The organism is Providencia hangzhouensis (assembly GCF_029193595.2).
In the GTDB taxonomy this organism is placed as follows: domain Bacteria; phylum Pseudomonadota; class Gammaproteobacteria; order Enterobacterales; family Enterobacteriaceae; genus Providencia; species Providencia hangzhouensis.
The window spans coordinates 1-14964 of sequence record NZ_CP135052.1 but is presented as its reverse complement, the minus strand read 5'-3'; the positions used below and the strand labels follow the sequence as shown (position 1 = coordinate 14964).

The following is a 14964-nucleotide window of genomic DNA, read 5'->3' as shown; positions in this document are numbered from 1 at the left end:
TATTTATTTTTATATTCACATGAAGCTAGCCACAGACAGCTGACAAACATGCAATGCTTGGAGGCAAGTCAAATAAGTTATTGATTTTCTCATGATAAAACAAAGTGAGAAAATCACGCTTTTATCTCGCATTATCAATCAAAGTTAGCAGATACCTACTAGCCTTGATTGATAAATAAAACATTATTTTTTGTTGTTTAGTGGGTTGTACTTTTCTAAGATAAAATTATGCAATTCCATTGCAATAATGTTATGGACTTCCTGAGTAGGATGAACATCATCGATAAAAACATAATGGGGGTCAATTTCTAATGGGGCGGTATTATCACGGCGAATATAACCATTAGTAAAAGCTTTTTCTATATTATATGCTCCCGGTGAGTTTTTATTTATGTCACCAACTACACTCGTTATCTTTTTCATTACGTTATTAATATTAAAGTAATTAATATTAATATTTTTGTTTAATTTCAATTGGTTAATTATAGTCTGAAGCTTATTATTATGCTCTATGCTGAGATTTTGTATTTTTCGTTGTTTTTTCGGTGATCTGGTTTTTATTGCAGGGGTTTGGGATAGATCAGGAAGCCCCATCACTAGAATATTTTTCGCACCATTTTTGATCATTTTTTTGATTATTTTTTCTTGACTAGAGATAACAACATTGACATTTTTTTTCGAAAAGGTCATATAGTCATTGGCACCAAGAAAAATAATATCTAAACTTTTGTCATCAAACTTAAGGTGTCTTGTTTGTTTTTCGATATTTGAAAGTATGGCAAATTGAGGGTGAAGTGTGGACTTAAAATAAGGTGCACAAGTTGAGCCACCTTCCGACTTATTCGTGAGTGTAACTTTACCTTTACCGGAATGGCTTAGCATCGTATTTGGCATGGTGAGAAACTCAGGCCATGTAAAACCATTAGTGAACCGTCCATCATAGTATTGGTTAGCATTAGTGAGTAATCCACACGACTTTTTATGCATCCTTCCTTCAGAGTCAGATAAGCTGTCACCAATAACTGTGACACTATCAAAATAGGTTATCGGTTCTTTTTTCCCTATATTAAATTTATTTGAATAAGCAGTAGCTAATTGGAATTGATCTCCAGGAATTCTTTTTTCTGTATGTTTGCCCAAAAGTGAGCCATCTACATCATCGCTGGAGGGGGGCGTCATTATATGAAATGAAGACGCCCCTTTGGTTCTGCCGTCATTAGGTAGTACAGAAATGTTGTTACCAATATTATAGGGGGTGCTCTGTGGCAAGTTATTTTTAATCGATGCTATTTTTTCCAAGGCTGGACTGGTGGTATAGGGGGGTACTGTTGAATTAGGTCTGTGTGTAATTGCACACTGAGTTCTATCGGGTATCGATGTCATAGGAGTCCTTATTGATTGGGATACTTCTCGATAAAACTATCAATCAACAGACAAACACAGTATCAAATAAAGATTATCTATAATGACATGACTAATAACTAAGAGATTAATGCATATAAAACAATTACTTGATTGATAATCATTATTATTGTCGACAAAGTTATTGCATCGCTTTTTAAAAAAATGTATTGTTATATTATAACATTACATTTAGGTGGTTATTATGAAACAGGGGATCCATCCACAATACCGCACCGTGGTTTTCCATGACACAAGTGCAGACGCCTATTTTAAAGTAGGTTCAACAATAAAAACTGAAAAAACAATCGAGTATGAGGGTGAAATATTTCCATATGTCACGCTTGATGTCTCTTCTCAGTCACATCCGTTTTATACCGGTAAACAGAAAATGATTTCTCAGGAAGGTAAAACGGCACAGTTCCAGAAACGCTTTGGTCGTTTTTTACAGTCAGAGGGTAAATAAAGATGAAAGTACTGAGTTCATTAAAAACGGCAAAAACCCGTCATCCAGATTGCCAAATTGTTCGCCGTCGTGGGCGGGTGTATGTCATTTGTAAAACAAACCCGCGCTTTAAAGCAGTTCAAGGCTGCAAGAAAAAACGTTAGTTATTGAATTTAAATATAATTATAAAATTTCCTGTATCGCTTTATATTTTATCCGCTTAGCCATTGCAGATTATTGCTCTCTGCCGTGGCTTTTTTTATTTGTTTTTTTGCCCTCTGATTCCCTCGATTATTAGCATAATTACTAATCTTCTTATTATTAGTGATGAAATTCACTTGCACATAGATGCATATTTTGTCAGGTTTAATACATCCGAAAAATTTCTAGCTTCAATTTTTGTGAATACTTAATGAATTATAACAATGACGGTATTTACTTTGTGGAGTCGAAACTAGAAATTTCTTGGTAAAAATTTAAACGAACAGGGTGAGTAAAAATGAAAAATGTAGGGTTTGTTGGCTGGCGAGGTATGGTCGGCTCAGTATTGATGCAGAGAATGGTAGAAGAACGTGATTTTGATGCGATTCATCCTGTTTTCTTTACCACATCACAACATGGTGCCGAAGCGCCTGTTTACGGTGGTCACCGTGGTGTTTTACAGGATGCCTTTGATATTGATGCATTAAAATCGCTGGATATTATTATTAGCTGCCAAGGTGGTGATTACACTAATGAAGTTTATCCTAAACTTCGTGAGTCTGGTTGGAATGGTTACTGGATTGATGCAGCGTCTTCATTACGTATGAAAGATGATGCGATTATTATTCTTGACCCAGTGAATAACCAACATATTCAAGATGGGTTAAATAAAGGCATTAAGACCTTTGTTGGTGGTAACTGTACGGTAAGTTTGATGTTGATGTCTTTAGGTGGGCTGTTCACTAATAATTTAGTGGAATGGGCATCTGTTGCAACTTATCAAGCAGCATCAGGGGCAGGGGCTCGTAATATGCGTGAGCTTCTGGCACAAATGGGGTCTTTACATACTCAGGTCGCTAAAGAACTCCAAGACCCAGCTTCTGCTATTTTAGATATTGAGAAAAAAGTCACAGATTTCACTCGTAGTGGCACAATGCCAACGGATGCATTCGGCGTACCATTAGCGGGCAGCCTGATCCCGTGGATTGATAAAGCATTAGAAAACGGTCAAAGCCGTGAAGAATGGAAAGGCCAAGCGGAAACGAACAAAATTCTTGCAACAGGCAATAACATTATTCCAGTTGATGGTTTATGTGTACGTATTGGTGCGCTGCGCTGTCATAGCCAAGCTTTCACATTGAAGCTGAAAAAAGATGTTCCGTTGAATGAAGTTGAGCAATTGCTTGCCTCACATAATGATTGGGTGAAAGTGGTTCCTAATGACCGCGAAATTACTATGCGTGAGTTAACTCCAGCGGCAGTTACTGGTACGCTTAGCACTCCTGTTGGTCGCTTGCGTAAACTGAATATGGGCCCTGAATACTTATCTGCCTTTACGGTTGGTGACCAATTATTGTGGGGAGCCGCCGAGCCTCTTCGCCGTATGCTAAGAATTTTATTATAAGCGCGGCACAGCGATAAGTCGTATTCGATAAACCTGCATAATTCAATATGCAGGTTTTTTTGTACCTAAATTACTGACGAGCAGGTTCATTCTGCGGTGGCTGGTGTTCTAACTCTTTTGCCAAGAAGTAGTTCAAGAATGTTCGGATCACGGCAATGATACCTAATTTGATAAGGCTATCTAAATCAGGGTCGACGGTCGTTGCTAAAATATCCGCAGCGAGTTGGAACTCCAATGCAGTCGCTAACCAATCACCAAAACAATAGCGAGCGGTACGTGCTTTTTGGGTTTTCATCCACACGATTAGGGTCTTGATTAACCCAATCACCACGCAGATGACTGAAATTGCTTCTAAAAGTAACTGGAGTACGTGAACACTAGACACCAGTAATTCACGTAAAAAAACTAAATCGAACATTAAAACCTCGATAGGTAAGCAGGATTCATATTTGTTAACTATGGGCAAATATTCGCAAAATATCGAGTTTTATTGTGGATCTATCGTCTCAGAAGGTAATTGGCTAATGGATAAAATATTTCGATTGCCATCGATTACCTGAATATTTTTATTGGGTTGATAACATTCACGTAAAGGTGATAAGCAAGCTTGCTGTGAACCTTGTTGTATATTAAGCCAATCACTGATTAGCCAATAATTATTCGCAGTAGAATAGGGAGACTGTAAATTTTCTGGGCTGATACTTGGTTTACTGGCGCTTTGACTGTACCAAATCAGCAAGGGGATTTCATAGGCTTCTTTTCTTGGGTTGTTAACGCCATGGTGGTAGTGAATATTGTTATCGCTGTCTAGGCGTTGCAATGCGTGGTCTGAATAGTACATCAAACTCGCAGGTTTCCCTTCGAGCTGTTGCATTAGGCTTTCGATAAATTTATCGGTATAAGCAATTGAACTGTCGTAGCAATCGTCATCGTCTTGGCCACTAAATGTTTTTAGCTCATCTTCAGGAAAGCGGTTACAGGCAGGTTCATGGCTGCCATAAGTATGTAACACAATGAGTTTTTTCTTATCAGTAGGGTCATTGATTGCGTTATTGAAGTCATCTTGCAGCTCTTCATCGTAGCCGACAAATTCGTTCCACGTTTTCTTTTGTGACATAGAAGCAATAGCAGAAATGATACTGGTACGTTTATTGGTTTTTCCCTGGTTGCTGACCCAATAGGTTTTAAAGCCCGCATGATTGGCTAATGAAATGATATTGTCCGAATAGTGTGATTTATCCTGCATTTGCTCAAAGCGAATATTAGATAGTGAAATAGGGACTGACAAGATAGTCACAGGTGCAGGGGAATAAGCTTGTTGAAACGCCAATATTTGTGATTTGCGCTTATTTAAGTTAGGCGTTGTATCATACTGATAGCCGTAAAAACCCATATGATCACGGCGCAATGACTCACCAATGACAAGCACATAGATTTCAGTTTCAGACGCTTTTTTCTGGTAGTTAAATGCGACCTTTTGTGATGATATTTTTTTTATGCCCCGGTTTTCATACAAATTTTTGACTAAAGCCGCCGCATTGTAGAAAGGGGTATTTAAGAAGTATTTTTCTGTGATCAATAACGCGCTATCAGGCTTGCTTAGTAATGAGGCGTAATAGGTTGGAATAGCTAATAGATAGCCACAAAGTAGAGCCATACTTGTCGTTGTTATACGACGATTCATGTATTTTGCACATTGATGAATACATGCTAAATAAGCAGAAAAAACAAATAAATAAAAAATAACATAACCAATGTTATAGGAAAGCATTCCTACGGTTTCACTGCTATTGGTATTGATAAAAGTTTCTGCAATCGAAGAAGAAAAGCGGATATCGTGTTTTTGATAAAAGAAGAATGAAACAGATAAATTGAGAGCCCACAGGAGTGAAACAAACACCGTGAAAATTTTGCCAAGCAAAAAGCGATAAATACCGGCACATAACAGTATTATCAGCGCTCCTGAAATGACGATGGCAATGTCAGCCATAATGCTGGCATCTCCACTGAAAAATACAGGGGTGATAGATATCAATAATGCATAAATTGAAATAATAAGTTGGCGTATCATAGTGTTATTTTACGTATTTTTGACCTTACCTGAGGTTATAGAGACAATTAAAAAATAGTTAATTAACATCTAATTAACTTAGGGCGTTGTTTGTTTATAACATAAAAAAAGATAAGATAATCAAAATAGTGGCGTAAAAAACTGTAAAATCTCGTGATGTTTAGTCATGACCTGCCCCCCACAAGTTGCGAGGGGAGGTAAAGTATTGAGTTAGAAAGTTACCGCAATTTTGGCATCAATATTGTTATCGTGATAATTTTTTGATAAAAATTTATTATAATTAATTGATAGCTTAGTATTTTCTTTTATATTGATATCGGTACCGACTTTTAATGCGACACCATGGCGTGATGCAGGAACACTATGTGTTGTAAATGAGCTCGCGGTATCGGTAAAATTCAATTTTATTCCTCTATTTAAATTCCCATATTGACATTGCCAGTTAAGCTCACCGTGTAAACCTATATTTGATGTTTTACTCAATTTCCATTGGTTATCAAGGCGTAGCCCAAGGGTTGATAACACCGTATTGATGCGCTGTTTACGTGCCTGTAGTGATGTGCTGTTGATGTTCTCATTAATAGCATGATTCATTGCGCTGATATAAGTGAGATTGGTAAATGGCTCAATATTTATCCCTTTTGAGTTAATTGGATAGGCCAGCTCCATAAATGCTTGATGTGTATTGGTATAATAGCTCGATGAGTGACTTGTACCATCACTGATTGAGCGTTCGGTATGAATGAGATGTGAAGTGTGACCGAGCCCTGCACGAACCGCGATAGGTTGCCATAAAGCGCTACCATAAATGGCGGCATGGTAGTTATTACTGTTAGCGTGGTCAAAGTGGTTAGATAAGTCACTTTGGCTAAAACCTGCGGCGATACCTAATGTCATTTTTTCATTAATAAAACGTCGATTTGCCCCAAGCAATAAACCATAATTTGATGATTTATACCCAGTGGCATTGTTATCGTCGGTCGTTTTATCCCAATCATAGAGCATTTTGACCCACACATTGCTTTTGTTTTCGCTACCCCATGATTCAGATAAGCGAGCTTGCTCAAGTAGTGTTTCTTTAATCTGACGGCTATTATTTATTTGATTGGATAATACGTCAGCGTATATTTGGCCTGTGACATTGCTAAATATCGTTTGAGCTTGTTGTTTTGTTTGGCTTTTCAACGTTTGTTCATAAAGCGCATGGTGCGTAGGAAGTGTTTCAATGGCTTCAGCCACTGCGATTTGGTTTTGTGTTGCTGCCGTGCTGGAAAATGCCGTGTTATTACGCCCTATTTTAAGTGTGACTTCTTTGGGGGAGTAATTTAGCGTCGTTCCAATAAACTGGTAATTAGGTACAACGGCATCAAATTGGCCATCAATCCCTTTTTGAGCAGTTAATATCGTATATTGTGTATCAAATAGTTGGTTGATATCTTGCTTAGAAAGCGGGCTATTTTGATTTTCAAGAGTGACACTGACGGTCCCGCCCTTTAATGAAGCTGAGCCTTGGCTGATGATCTTATCGTTTTTACCTGCTGGATTGATTTCAACCAAATAATGGCTATCTGGTGCAAAACTCACGGAATCAACAATATTAATTGTGCCAACTGAATGGCCTGGTGCAACAACAGCGCCTTGGTTGGCGGTTAATTGATGAATGCTTCCATTGCCCGTTAGTAAACCGTGGTGGTTAATATTGACGGAAGCTCCGATTTTGCCGTTATCTAGGACCAGCGCGCCTTTATTGATATCTAATGAAGAGTTTAAGGTTTTTTTCAGGGTGACGGTTCCGCCATTAATATGGGATTTTTGCGAGTATTTATTTTCACCCGTTAAGACTAAATGGCCTTGGTTTACTGTAAAGCCTGCGAAGGTATTGTTACCAGATAATACTAATGTTCCTTGGCCCTGTTTCGTTAACTTTCCTGTGCCTTGTATATTGTTTGTCCATTCATCTAACTTTCCAAAATTAGCAATATCAAAGTCATTAGTGTTTTGGTTGACGATAAAGTTTTCATACAAATAAGCGGGGCCATGATAAGCCGTAGGTAGGTTAATTAATCCCCAATAAGAGTTCGGATCATTTTCTTTGATATTCCAACCCGCAATTGACTGGCTTGGATATGCCGTGCTGGCTAAAATATTATTCCATTGTGCATTATTCAAGTAAGGGAAACGTAATCGAAGTAAATAACCCGCCGTTTTAGGGATATTTTTAGGGGCGATCATTGGTGTATCTTGTATTTCTTTTTTTCCATAATAACCAATGCGGTCATTGGTAATAGGGGAAGAAACGGTTAGGCAATTTTGTATGTTATTTGAACATGATGATGAAATGTCATTACGAATATTTTTTGCCGATTCAACAATGAATTTGGTGTTTTTTTCATCGGATAGTAGCTGTGATAATAAATAATAATTACCTACACGGGAAGCGATGGTATCGGTGGCGAAGTGTGCGCCAACAATCACGCGGCTTTCACCGTATTCAATCGCTCGGTTGAACGTTTCACTGCCTTTTTCAGGGAAAATCATCGCTAATACGGCAGCTTGTTTAAAACCATTCCACGTATGGCCACTAGGGTAAGATGAGCCCTGTATTTGTGAGTAGCCCGCAATATAATGGCCTTCATCATTCAATACTTGATAAGGGCGACCGCGTTTAAAATGGTCTTTAAGAATAAAATCGACTGACCGAGTACGCTGCTTTTTTTCATCATAAGCACGAGTACTTGTGTCATGTAATAAATTGATTTCTTTGTATTGGCTATGGTTTCTTAGGTTAATATCATGTTCGCCAAACAGGATGGTTTGATAACTATTAAACAAATAACCTGAGTTTTGGGATTTATCCGCGAGTGCTAAATTTTTCCTTTCACCTGTAATACTGATGTATTCGTTGCTAATCAGCCTATCTCGCTCAGCAACTTCGCTACCTTCTTTAGGTGTATCATTAATAATATTGTGCTTTATATCTTCAAGCCATGCATTTCTTGTATCGATAATATTTTTTTCTAATTCTAAAAGATTCGTTTTTGCTGTTAGAGTATTGGTGAATATGAATGGCAATAAGGTCATTGATGCTGAAATAAAAATTTTTCTCATTATAACTCCGCCGATGCTATTGGTAAAAATTTCATTTGGCGGAGTTTATTTATAATATATTTATCTTTTATGACAGTTTTAAAAATAAAAAGCCGTTATTAATTAAAGTGATAAGTTTTATTTTTAATTGTTTTGTTTTTTACGAAGAGGCTTTTTATTGATTGGTTTTGTTTTTTTATTATTTTATTATTGGTTGGATTAAATGGTAAAAATAAAATAATAGCTATAAAAAAAATCATAAAAAATAACCCCAAACTTTCGTATGGGGTTATTGAATAACGTTTAATTAGCAGAATAGTTAAATATCAATATTTGCTGCTTTTAATGCATTCTCTTCGATAAATGCACGGCGCGGCTCAACAGCATCACCCATTAATGTGGTGAATAGTAAGTCGGTTGCAATTGCATCTTTAACCGTTACACGCATCATACGGCGCGTCTCAGGGTTCATGGTGGTTTCCCAAAGTTGCTCAGGGTTCATTTCACCAAGACCTTTATAACGCTGTACGTATAGGCCGCGACGTGACTCACGTGTTAACCAAGCCAAAGCTTCTTCGAAGTTACTGATATCTTGACGGCGTTCACCACGCTTGATGTAAGCACCTTCTTCAATTAAGCCACTGATTAAGTCACCTAAATGAGTGATACGGCGGTATTCACTGCCATGAACAAAATCAAAATCGAGATTATAGTCGGTATCAACACCATGGGTGCGAATACGGATAGTTGGTTCGAATAATTGACGTTCACGGTTTTCGTTAATGGTATAACTATATGTGCTACCGAATTGCTCGTTATCTTCTAAGCGCTTAACCAAAGTTTTAGCCCATTCTTCCACTTTTTCGCTGACTTTTAAATCATCTTCAGTCAAGGTTGACTGATAAACCAAGCTGTTAAGTAGGGCTTGAGGGTAAAGGCGCTCAAGACGACGAATAATACGGTGTGCGGCATTATATTCGACAACCAGTTTTTCCAGTTCTTCGCCTTTCATTGCTGGAGCTTCGGCACTTAAATGCAGTTCAGCACCATCAAGGGCGATAGAAATCAGGTAATCGTCCATCGCATCGTCATCTTTAATGTATTGCTCTTGTTTACCACGTTTCACTTTATACAGAGGTGGTTGAGCTATAAAGATATGACCACGTTCAACAATTTCAGGCATTTGGCGGTAGAAGAAGGTCAACAGTAACGTACGAATGTGCGAACCATCGACGTCCGCATCCGTCATGATAATGATGCTGTGATAACGCAGTTTGTCTGGGTTATATTCATCGCGACCAATACCACAACCTAATGCCGTAATCAGGGTTGCAACTTCTTGTGATGAAAGCATTTTATCAAAACGCGCTTTCTCTACGTTTAGAATTTTACCTTTCAGTGGCAAAATGGCTTGGTTCTTACGGTTACGGCCTTGTTTTGCAGAGCCGCCCGCGGAGTCCCCTTCCACAAGGTACAGTTCAGATAGCGCAGGGTCACGTTCTTGGCAGTCAGCCAGTTTACCTGGCAAGCCAGCTAAGTCTAACGCGCCTTTACGGCGAGTCATTTCGCGGGCTTTACGTGCTGCTTCACGTGCGCGTGCTGCATCGATGATTTTACCCACAACGATTTTCGCGTCGTTTGGGTTTTCCAGTAAATACTCAACTAATTTCTCATTCATCATCGTTTCAACCGCCGTTTTCACTTCGGAAGAGACTAATTTTTCTTTGGTTTGTGATGAGAATTTAGGGTCTGGAACTTTCACTGAAATAACGGCAATCAGGCCTTCACGTGCATCGTCACCAGTTGCGTTGACTTTGCTTTTCTTCTGGTAGCCTTCTTTTTCCATGTAGTTATTCAATGTACGCGTCATTGCTGCACGGAAACCAGCGAGGTGAGTTCCCCCATCACGCTGAGGAATGTTATTGGTGAAGCAGTATACGTTTTCTTGGAAACCATCATTCCACTGCATTGAAACTTCGACGCCAATACCGTCTTTTTCAGTTGAAAAATAAAAGACAGAAGGGTGGATAGGGGTTTTGTTACGGCTTAAATACTCAACAAAGGCTTTAATACCGCCTTCATAATGGAAATGGTCTTCTTTGCCATCGCGTTTATCGACGAGCTTAATAGAAACACCTGAGTTTAGGAACGATAACTCACGTAAGCGTTTTGCTAAGACGTCGTATTCAAATTCAGTCACACCTTTGAAGGTGTCCATGCTTGGCCAAAAACGAACGCGTGTTCCTGTTTGGTCGGTTTCGCCGACTACAGTCAGAGGCCCTTGAGGCTCACCGTGTTTGTAGATTTGCTCATGAACTTTGCCATCACGGCGGATAACTAATTCTAATTTTTCAGATAAGGCGTTAACAACGGAAACCCCAACACCGTGTAAACCACCGGAGACTTTATAGGAGTTGTCATCAAATTTTCCGCCAGCGTGCAGAACGGTCATGATAACCTCTGCGGCGGAGACGCCTTCTTCTTCGTGGATACCTGTAGGGATACCACGTCCATCATCCTGTACGGAGATAGAGTTATCGGCATGGATAGTGATCACGATATCATCACAAAAGCCTGCGAGGGCTTCGTCGATAGCGTTGTCGACAACCTCGAAAACCATGTGATGAAGACCTGTTCCATCGTCTGTATCACCGATATACATGCCCGGGCGCTTACGCACCGCATCCAGTCCTTTTAATACCTTGATACTTGAGGAGTCATATGTATTCGACATCAACGTTTCCTGCTCTTTCTATTCCTGAGGTTGAACTTCTATTTTGCCATGTTCTACACTAAACATCTTGCTATTTGCATCTATCATATCATTAACTTGCTCAGGTGTAATGGCACTGACAAACACTTGCGCTTGTGTAGCTTTGAGGCGGGCTGCCAGCAATTGGCGACGGCCTGCATCAAGTTCAGAAGCAAAATCATCCAGTAGATACAGGCATCGTTGCCCGCTCTGATGGGTGAAAAATTCACCCTGCGCTAACCTTAATGCACACATAAGTAGCTTCAATTGCCCCCGCGAAAGCATATCTTCAACAGGGGTTCCATTTGCTCGTATACGCAAATCCGCTTTATGTGGCCCTGAAGCGGTATAGGTTAGTGCTCTATCACGCTCAAATTGGCGCTCTAATTGTTCTGAATAATCAATTTCTTTATCCCAACCACGTTGGAAGGATACCGAGAGTGAAAATTCGGGTAAAAACTGTTGGCAAGTTTGCTCAATATTTTCGGCAATACCTGCAATATAGTTATGACGCCATTGGCTTATTTGCTCAGAAAGCGGTGCCAGTTGTTTATCCCAATGACGAATTTGCTCATAACGGGTAACTTGTCGTAAAGCGGCATTACGTTGCTTTAATAACCGTTTTAAATCTGACCATACTGAAAAAAACAGTGGGTCATTGTGAAAACAACCCCAATCAATAAAAGCCCGTCGATATTTAGGGCCACCGTTTAGCAAGGTAAACCCTTCTGGGGTAATCAATTGCATTGGCAATAATTTTGCTAGTTCTGCAATTTTATGGCCATCAGTACCGTCTATTCGAACTTTACTGTCACCATCACGGTTTTTGCTTAAACCTAATGAAAGGTCTTTTCGCTGTTCATCTAAATGGCTAAGTTTACCATGAAGAATGAATTGTTCTTGCTCATGACGAATAACCCGGTTCGCTTGAATGCTGCGAAATGCACGACCATGACCGAGTGTATATATGGCTTCCAATATGCTAGTTTTTCCGCTCCCATTGGGGCCAATTAAAAAATTGAACCCATTAGCAAGGGAGAGATCCGCGTTTTCAATATTTCGAAAATCACGGATCAATAAACGCGAAAGGATCATAAATACCGATTACAAGCGCATTGGCATGACAACATACACGGCTGCTTTACTATCAGCGTCTTCAATCTGCACACTGGAAACGGCGTCGGTTAACAGAAGTTGCACATTTTCACTTTTTAGCGCATTTAAGACATCTAAGATGTAGCTGACGTTAAAGCCAATTTCCATTTCAGTACCTTGGTAGCTTACATCAACAATTTCTTCAGCTTCTTCTTGCTCTGGGTTATTGGCAGTGATGCGTAATTGGTTTTCACTGAAATATAGACGGACACCACGGAATTTTTCATTTGATAAAATAGCCGCACGCGAAAATGCTTGTTTAAGTAAATCACAGCGTGCTTCTAAGGTTTTATCTGGGTTTTTCGGTAGTACTCGGCGGTAATCAGGAAAACGGCCATCAACCAATTTAGAGGTAAAGATAAAGTCCCCCACGTGAGCGCGAATATTATTACTGCCGATTTGCAGCTGTAGAGGAGTATCACCGCCATCTAACAAACGCATTAACTCAATTACCCCTTTACGAGGCACTATCACTGAATGAGAGGGTAGCGATTGACCAATATCCATCGCGCACACGGCGAGCCTGTGCCCATCGGTTGAAACGGTTCTGAGCATTTGATCTTCGGTTTCAAATAGCATGCCGTTGAGGTAATAGCGGACATCTTGGTGCGCCATTGAAAACTGAGTGGCTTCAATTAAACGTTTCAGTATTGATTGCGGAAGAGAAAATTCCACTTCGCTTTGCCAGTCATCCAAGTTTGGAAAGTCAGCGGCTGGCAACGTGGATAATGAAAAGCGGCTACGCCCAGAACGGACGAGCAGTCTGTCATCATTCAGCTCTACATGAATTTCAGAACCTTCAGGTAACCCACGCCAGATATCAAAAAACTTGCGTGCGGGCACGGTTGTTGCGCCAATTTCATGTTCCCCAGTTAGGGCAACATTGGCCATCATCTCCATTTCAAGGTCGGTTCCAGTGAGTTGGAGGGTACCTTCTTTTACCTGTAATAAAAGGTTACCTAAAATAGGCAGAGTTGGACGCCCACCTAAAGGACCACTAACCTGTTGTAACGGTTTTAATAACTGCTCGCGTTCTATTGTAAATTTCATAGCAATTAAGATGATAATGTTCTGATTAAATTAGAAAAATCTTCTTTGATGTCATGGCTTTCTTCCCGTAATTGTTCAATTTTACGACAAGCATGTAACACCGTGGTATGGTCACGGCCGCCAAAGGCATCCCCGATTTCAGGTAAACTATGGTTAGTCAGCTCTTTCGCCAGTGCCATTGCCATTTGACGCGGACGTGCGACAGAACGGGAACGGCGTTTAGACAGTAAATCTGCTACCTTAATTTTATAATATTCAGCAACTGTTTTTTGAATATTATCAATAGTTACCAGTTTTTCTTGTAGTGCTAATAGGTCACGCAGTGCTTCTCTGACAAAATCGATAGTAATCGCGCGGCCAGTAAAGTTTGCGTTGGCAATGACACGATTTAACGCCCCTTCTAACTCACGAACGTTCGAACGAAGGCGCTTGGCGATGAAAAAGGCCACTTCACCCGGAAGTTGAATCTCATTTTCATCTGCTTTTTTCATTAAAATCGCCACGCGAGTCTCTAACTCAGGAGGCTCGATTGCCACGGTTAAACCCCAGCCAAAACGCGATTTTAAGCGATCTTCCACACCGTTAATTTCTTTTGGGTAACGGTCGGAGGTCAAAATAATTTGTTGATTACCTTCAAGTAGCGCATTAAAAGTATGGAAAAACTCTTCTTGCGAGCGCTCTTTGTTAGCAAAAAACTGGATATCGTCAATAAGCAATGCATCTACAGAACGGTAATAACGTTTAAATTCTTCAATTGCGTTGTTCTGTAGAGCTTTGACCATATCTTGAACAAAACGTTCTGAATGCATATAAACCACGCGAGCGTTGGCTTTATGCTGCATAATACTATTGCCGACAGCATGTAATAAGTGGGTTTTACCTAAACCAGTCCCACCATAAAGAAATAATGGGTTGTAGGCCCCACCTGGATTTTCTGCCACTTGCCTCGCTGCGGCGCGAGCCAATTGGTTCGATTTACCTTCAACAAAGTTATCAAAAGTGTGCTTAGGGTTTACATTTGAACGATAAGCAACTTCTGGTTGTACTTTGGCTGAGTTGTCCCAACTCGGTTTAATTGGGGCTGACGGAACGGCAAACGCAGGTACTTGTTGAGCAGTACGAGCTTGTGTTGCTGCCGGTGCGACTGTAATCGGTTTGTTGCCTACCTCAAAGTGTAGTGCAGGCGCGTCAGTTCCACAAAAGTCATTCAATAATTCATTGATATTATTGATGTACTTGTCTCTAACCCAGTCGAGAACGAAACGATTTGGGGCATAAAGTGCCAGTGTATTGTCGTTTAATTCAGCTTGAAGGGGGCGTATCCACATACTGAATTCTGTGGCAGGTAGTTCATCCTGCAATCGGGCAAGACATTGCTGCCAAAGCGAAAGTGACAC

Annotated in this window: 11 protein-coding genes; 3 read left to right on the top strand and 8 right to left on the bottom strand. The window is 40.0% G+C overall.

The window, feature by feature from the left end:
• Positions 1 to 183: 183 nt before the first annotated feature.
• Positions 184 to 1383 carry an SGNH/GDSL hydrolase family protein gene (locus PZ638_RS00055; protein ID WP_144141017.1) on the bottom strand — a complete coding sequence of 400 codons (1200 nt, stop codon included), beginning with the start codon at positions 1381 to 1383 and terminating at the stop codon, positions 184 to 186.
• A 223-nt stretch (positions 1384 to 1606) separates the two neighbouring features.
• Between PZ638_RS00055 and PZ638_RS00050 the strand changes: the two genes are divergently transcribed.
• The 3 genes from PZ638_RS00050 (at position 1607) to asd (ending at position 3452) form a co-directional block, all read left to right on the top strand.
• A complete protein-coding gene (locus PZ638_RS00050) occupies positions 1607 to 1867 on the top strand; it encodes a type B 50S ribosomal protein L31 (protein WP_004906261.1) in 261 nt (86 codons plus the stop codon).
• A 2-nt stretch (positions 1868 to 1869) separates the two neighbouring features.
• Positions 1870 to 2010, top strand: coding sequence for a type B 50S ribosomal protein L36 (gene ykgO, locus PZ638_RS00045; RefSeq protein WP_004906260.1), 141 nt, complete (start codon positions 1870 to 1872; stop codon positions 2008 to 2010).
• A gap of 335 nt (positions 2011 to 2345) precedes the next feature.
• A complete protein-coding gene (asd, locus tag PZ638_RS00040; protein ID WP_094961987.1) occupies positions 2346 to 3452 on the top strand; it encodes an aspartate-semialdehyde dehydrogenase in 1107 nt (368 codons plus the stop codon).
• 70 nt (positions 3453 to 3522) lie between these two features.
• On the opposite strand, the gene PZ638_RS00035 is transcribed toward asd, so the two are convergent.
• The 7 genes from PZ638_RS00035 to dnaA form a co-directional block, all read right to left on the bottom strand.
• Positions 3523 to 3870: a DUF1622 domain-containing protein gene (locus PZ638_RS00035; RefSeq protein ID WP_094961986.1), complete on the bottom strand. Its 348-nt coding sequence runs from the start codon at positions 3868 to 3870 to the stop codon at positions 3523 to 3525.
• A 69-nt stretch (positions 3871 to 3939) separates the two neighbouring features.
• Complete coding sequence (locus PZ638_RS00030) at positions 3940 to 5523, bottom strand: phosphoethanolamine transferase (RefSeq protein WP_112308050.1); 1584 nt, start codon at positions 5521 to 5523, stop codon at positions 3940 to 3942.
• Between the two features lie 210 nt (positions 5524 to 5733).
• Complete coding sequence (locus PZ638_RS00025) at positions 5734 to 8631, bottom strand: autotransporter domain-containing protein (RefSeq protein ID WP_272674442.1); 2898 nt, start codon at positions 8629 to 8631, stop codon at positions 5734 to 5736.
• Between the two features lie 298 nt (positions 8632 to 8929).
• Entirely contained in the window at positions 8930 to 11344 is a 2415-nt protein-coding gene (gene gyrB, locus PZ638_RS00020; RefSeq protein ID WP_004906247.1) for a DNA topoisomerase (ATP-hydrolyzing) subunit B, read from the bottom strand.
• A gap of 18 nt (positions 11345 to 11362) precedes the next feature.
• On the bottom strand, positions 11363 to 12457 hold the full coding sequence (gene recF / locus PZ638_RS00015) for a DNA replication/repair protein RecF (protein WP_272674440.1): 1095 nt from the start codon (positions 12455 to 12457) through the stop codon (positions 11363 to 11365).
• Between the two features lie 9 nt (positions 12458 to 12466).
• Positions 12467 to 13567: a DNA polymerase III subunit beta gene (dnaN, locus tag PZ638_RS00010; RefSeq protein WP_004906243.1), complete on the bottom strand. Its 1101-nt coding sequence runs from the start codon at positions 13565 to 13567 to the stop codon at positions 12467 to 12469.
• A gap of 5 nt (positions 13568 to 13572) precedes the next feature.
• Positions 13573 to 14964 carry a chromosomal replication initiator protein DnaA gene (dnaA, locus tag PZ638_RS00005; protein WP_004906241.1) on the bottom strand — a complete coding sequence of 464 codons (1392 nt, stop codon included), beginning with the start codon at positions 14962 to 14964 and terminating at the stop codon, positions 13573 to 13575.

Excerpts from the sequence above, each read along its gene's own strand:
- PZ638_RS00055 (WP_144141017.1), bottom strand. The coding sequence starts at position 1,383 with ATGACATCGATACCCGATAGAACTCAGTGTGCAATTACACACAGACCT.
- PZ638_RS00050 (WP_004906261.1), top strand. The coding sequence starts at position 1,607 with ATGAAACAGGGGATCCATCCACAATACCGCACCGTGGTTTTCCATGAC.
- ykgO (WP_004906260.1), top strand. The coding sequence starts at position 1,870 with ATGAAAGTACTGAGTTCATTAAAAACGGCAAAAACCCGTCATCCAGAT.
- asd (WP_094961987.1), top strand. The coding sequence starts at position 2,346 with ATGAAAAATGTAGGGTTTGTTGGCTGGCGAGGTATGGTCGGCTCAGTA.
- PZ638_RS00035 (WP_094961986.1), bottom strand. The coding sequence starts at position 3,870 with ATGTTCGATTTAGTTTTTTTACGTGAATTACTGGTGTCTAGTGTTCAC.
- PZ638_RS00030 (WP_112308050.1), bottom strand. The coding sequence starts at position 5,523 with ATGATACGCCAACTTATTATTTCAATTTATGCATTATTGATATCTATC.
- PZ638_RS00025 (WP_272674442.1), bottom strand. The coding sequence starts at position 8,631 with ATGAGAAAAATTTTTATTTCAGCATCAATGACCTTATTGCCATTCATA.
- gyrB (WP_004906247.1), bottom strand. The coding sequence starts at position 11,344 with ATGTCGAATACATATGACTCCTCAAGTATCAAGGTATTAAAAGGACTG.
- recF (WP_272674440.1), bottom strand. The coding sequence starts at position 12,457 with ATGATCCTTTCGCGTTTATTGATCCGTGATTTTCGAAATATTGAAAAC.
- dnaN (WP_004906243.1), bottom strand. The coding sequence starts at position 13,567 with ATGAAATTTACAATAGAACGCGAGCAGTTATTAAAACCGTTACAACAG.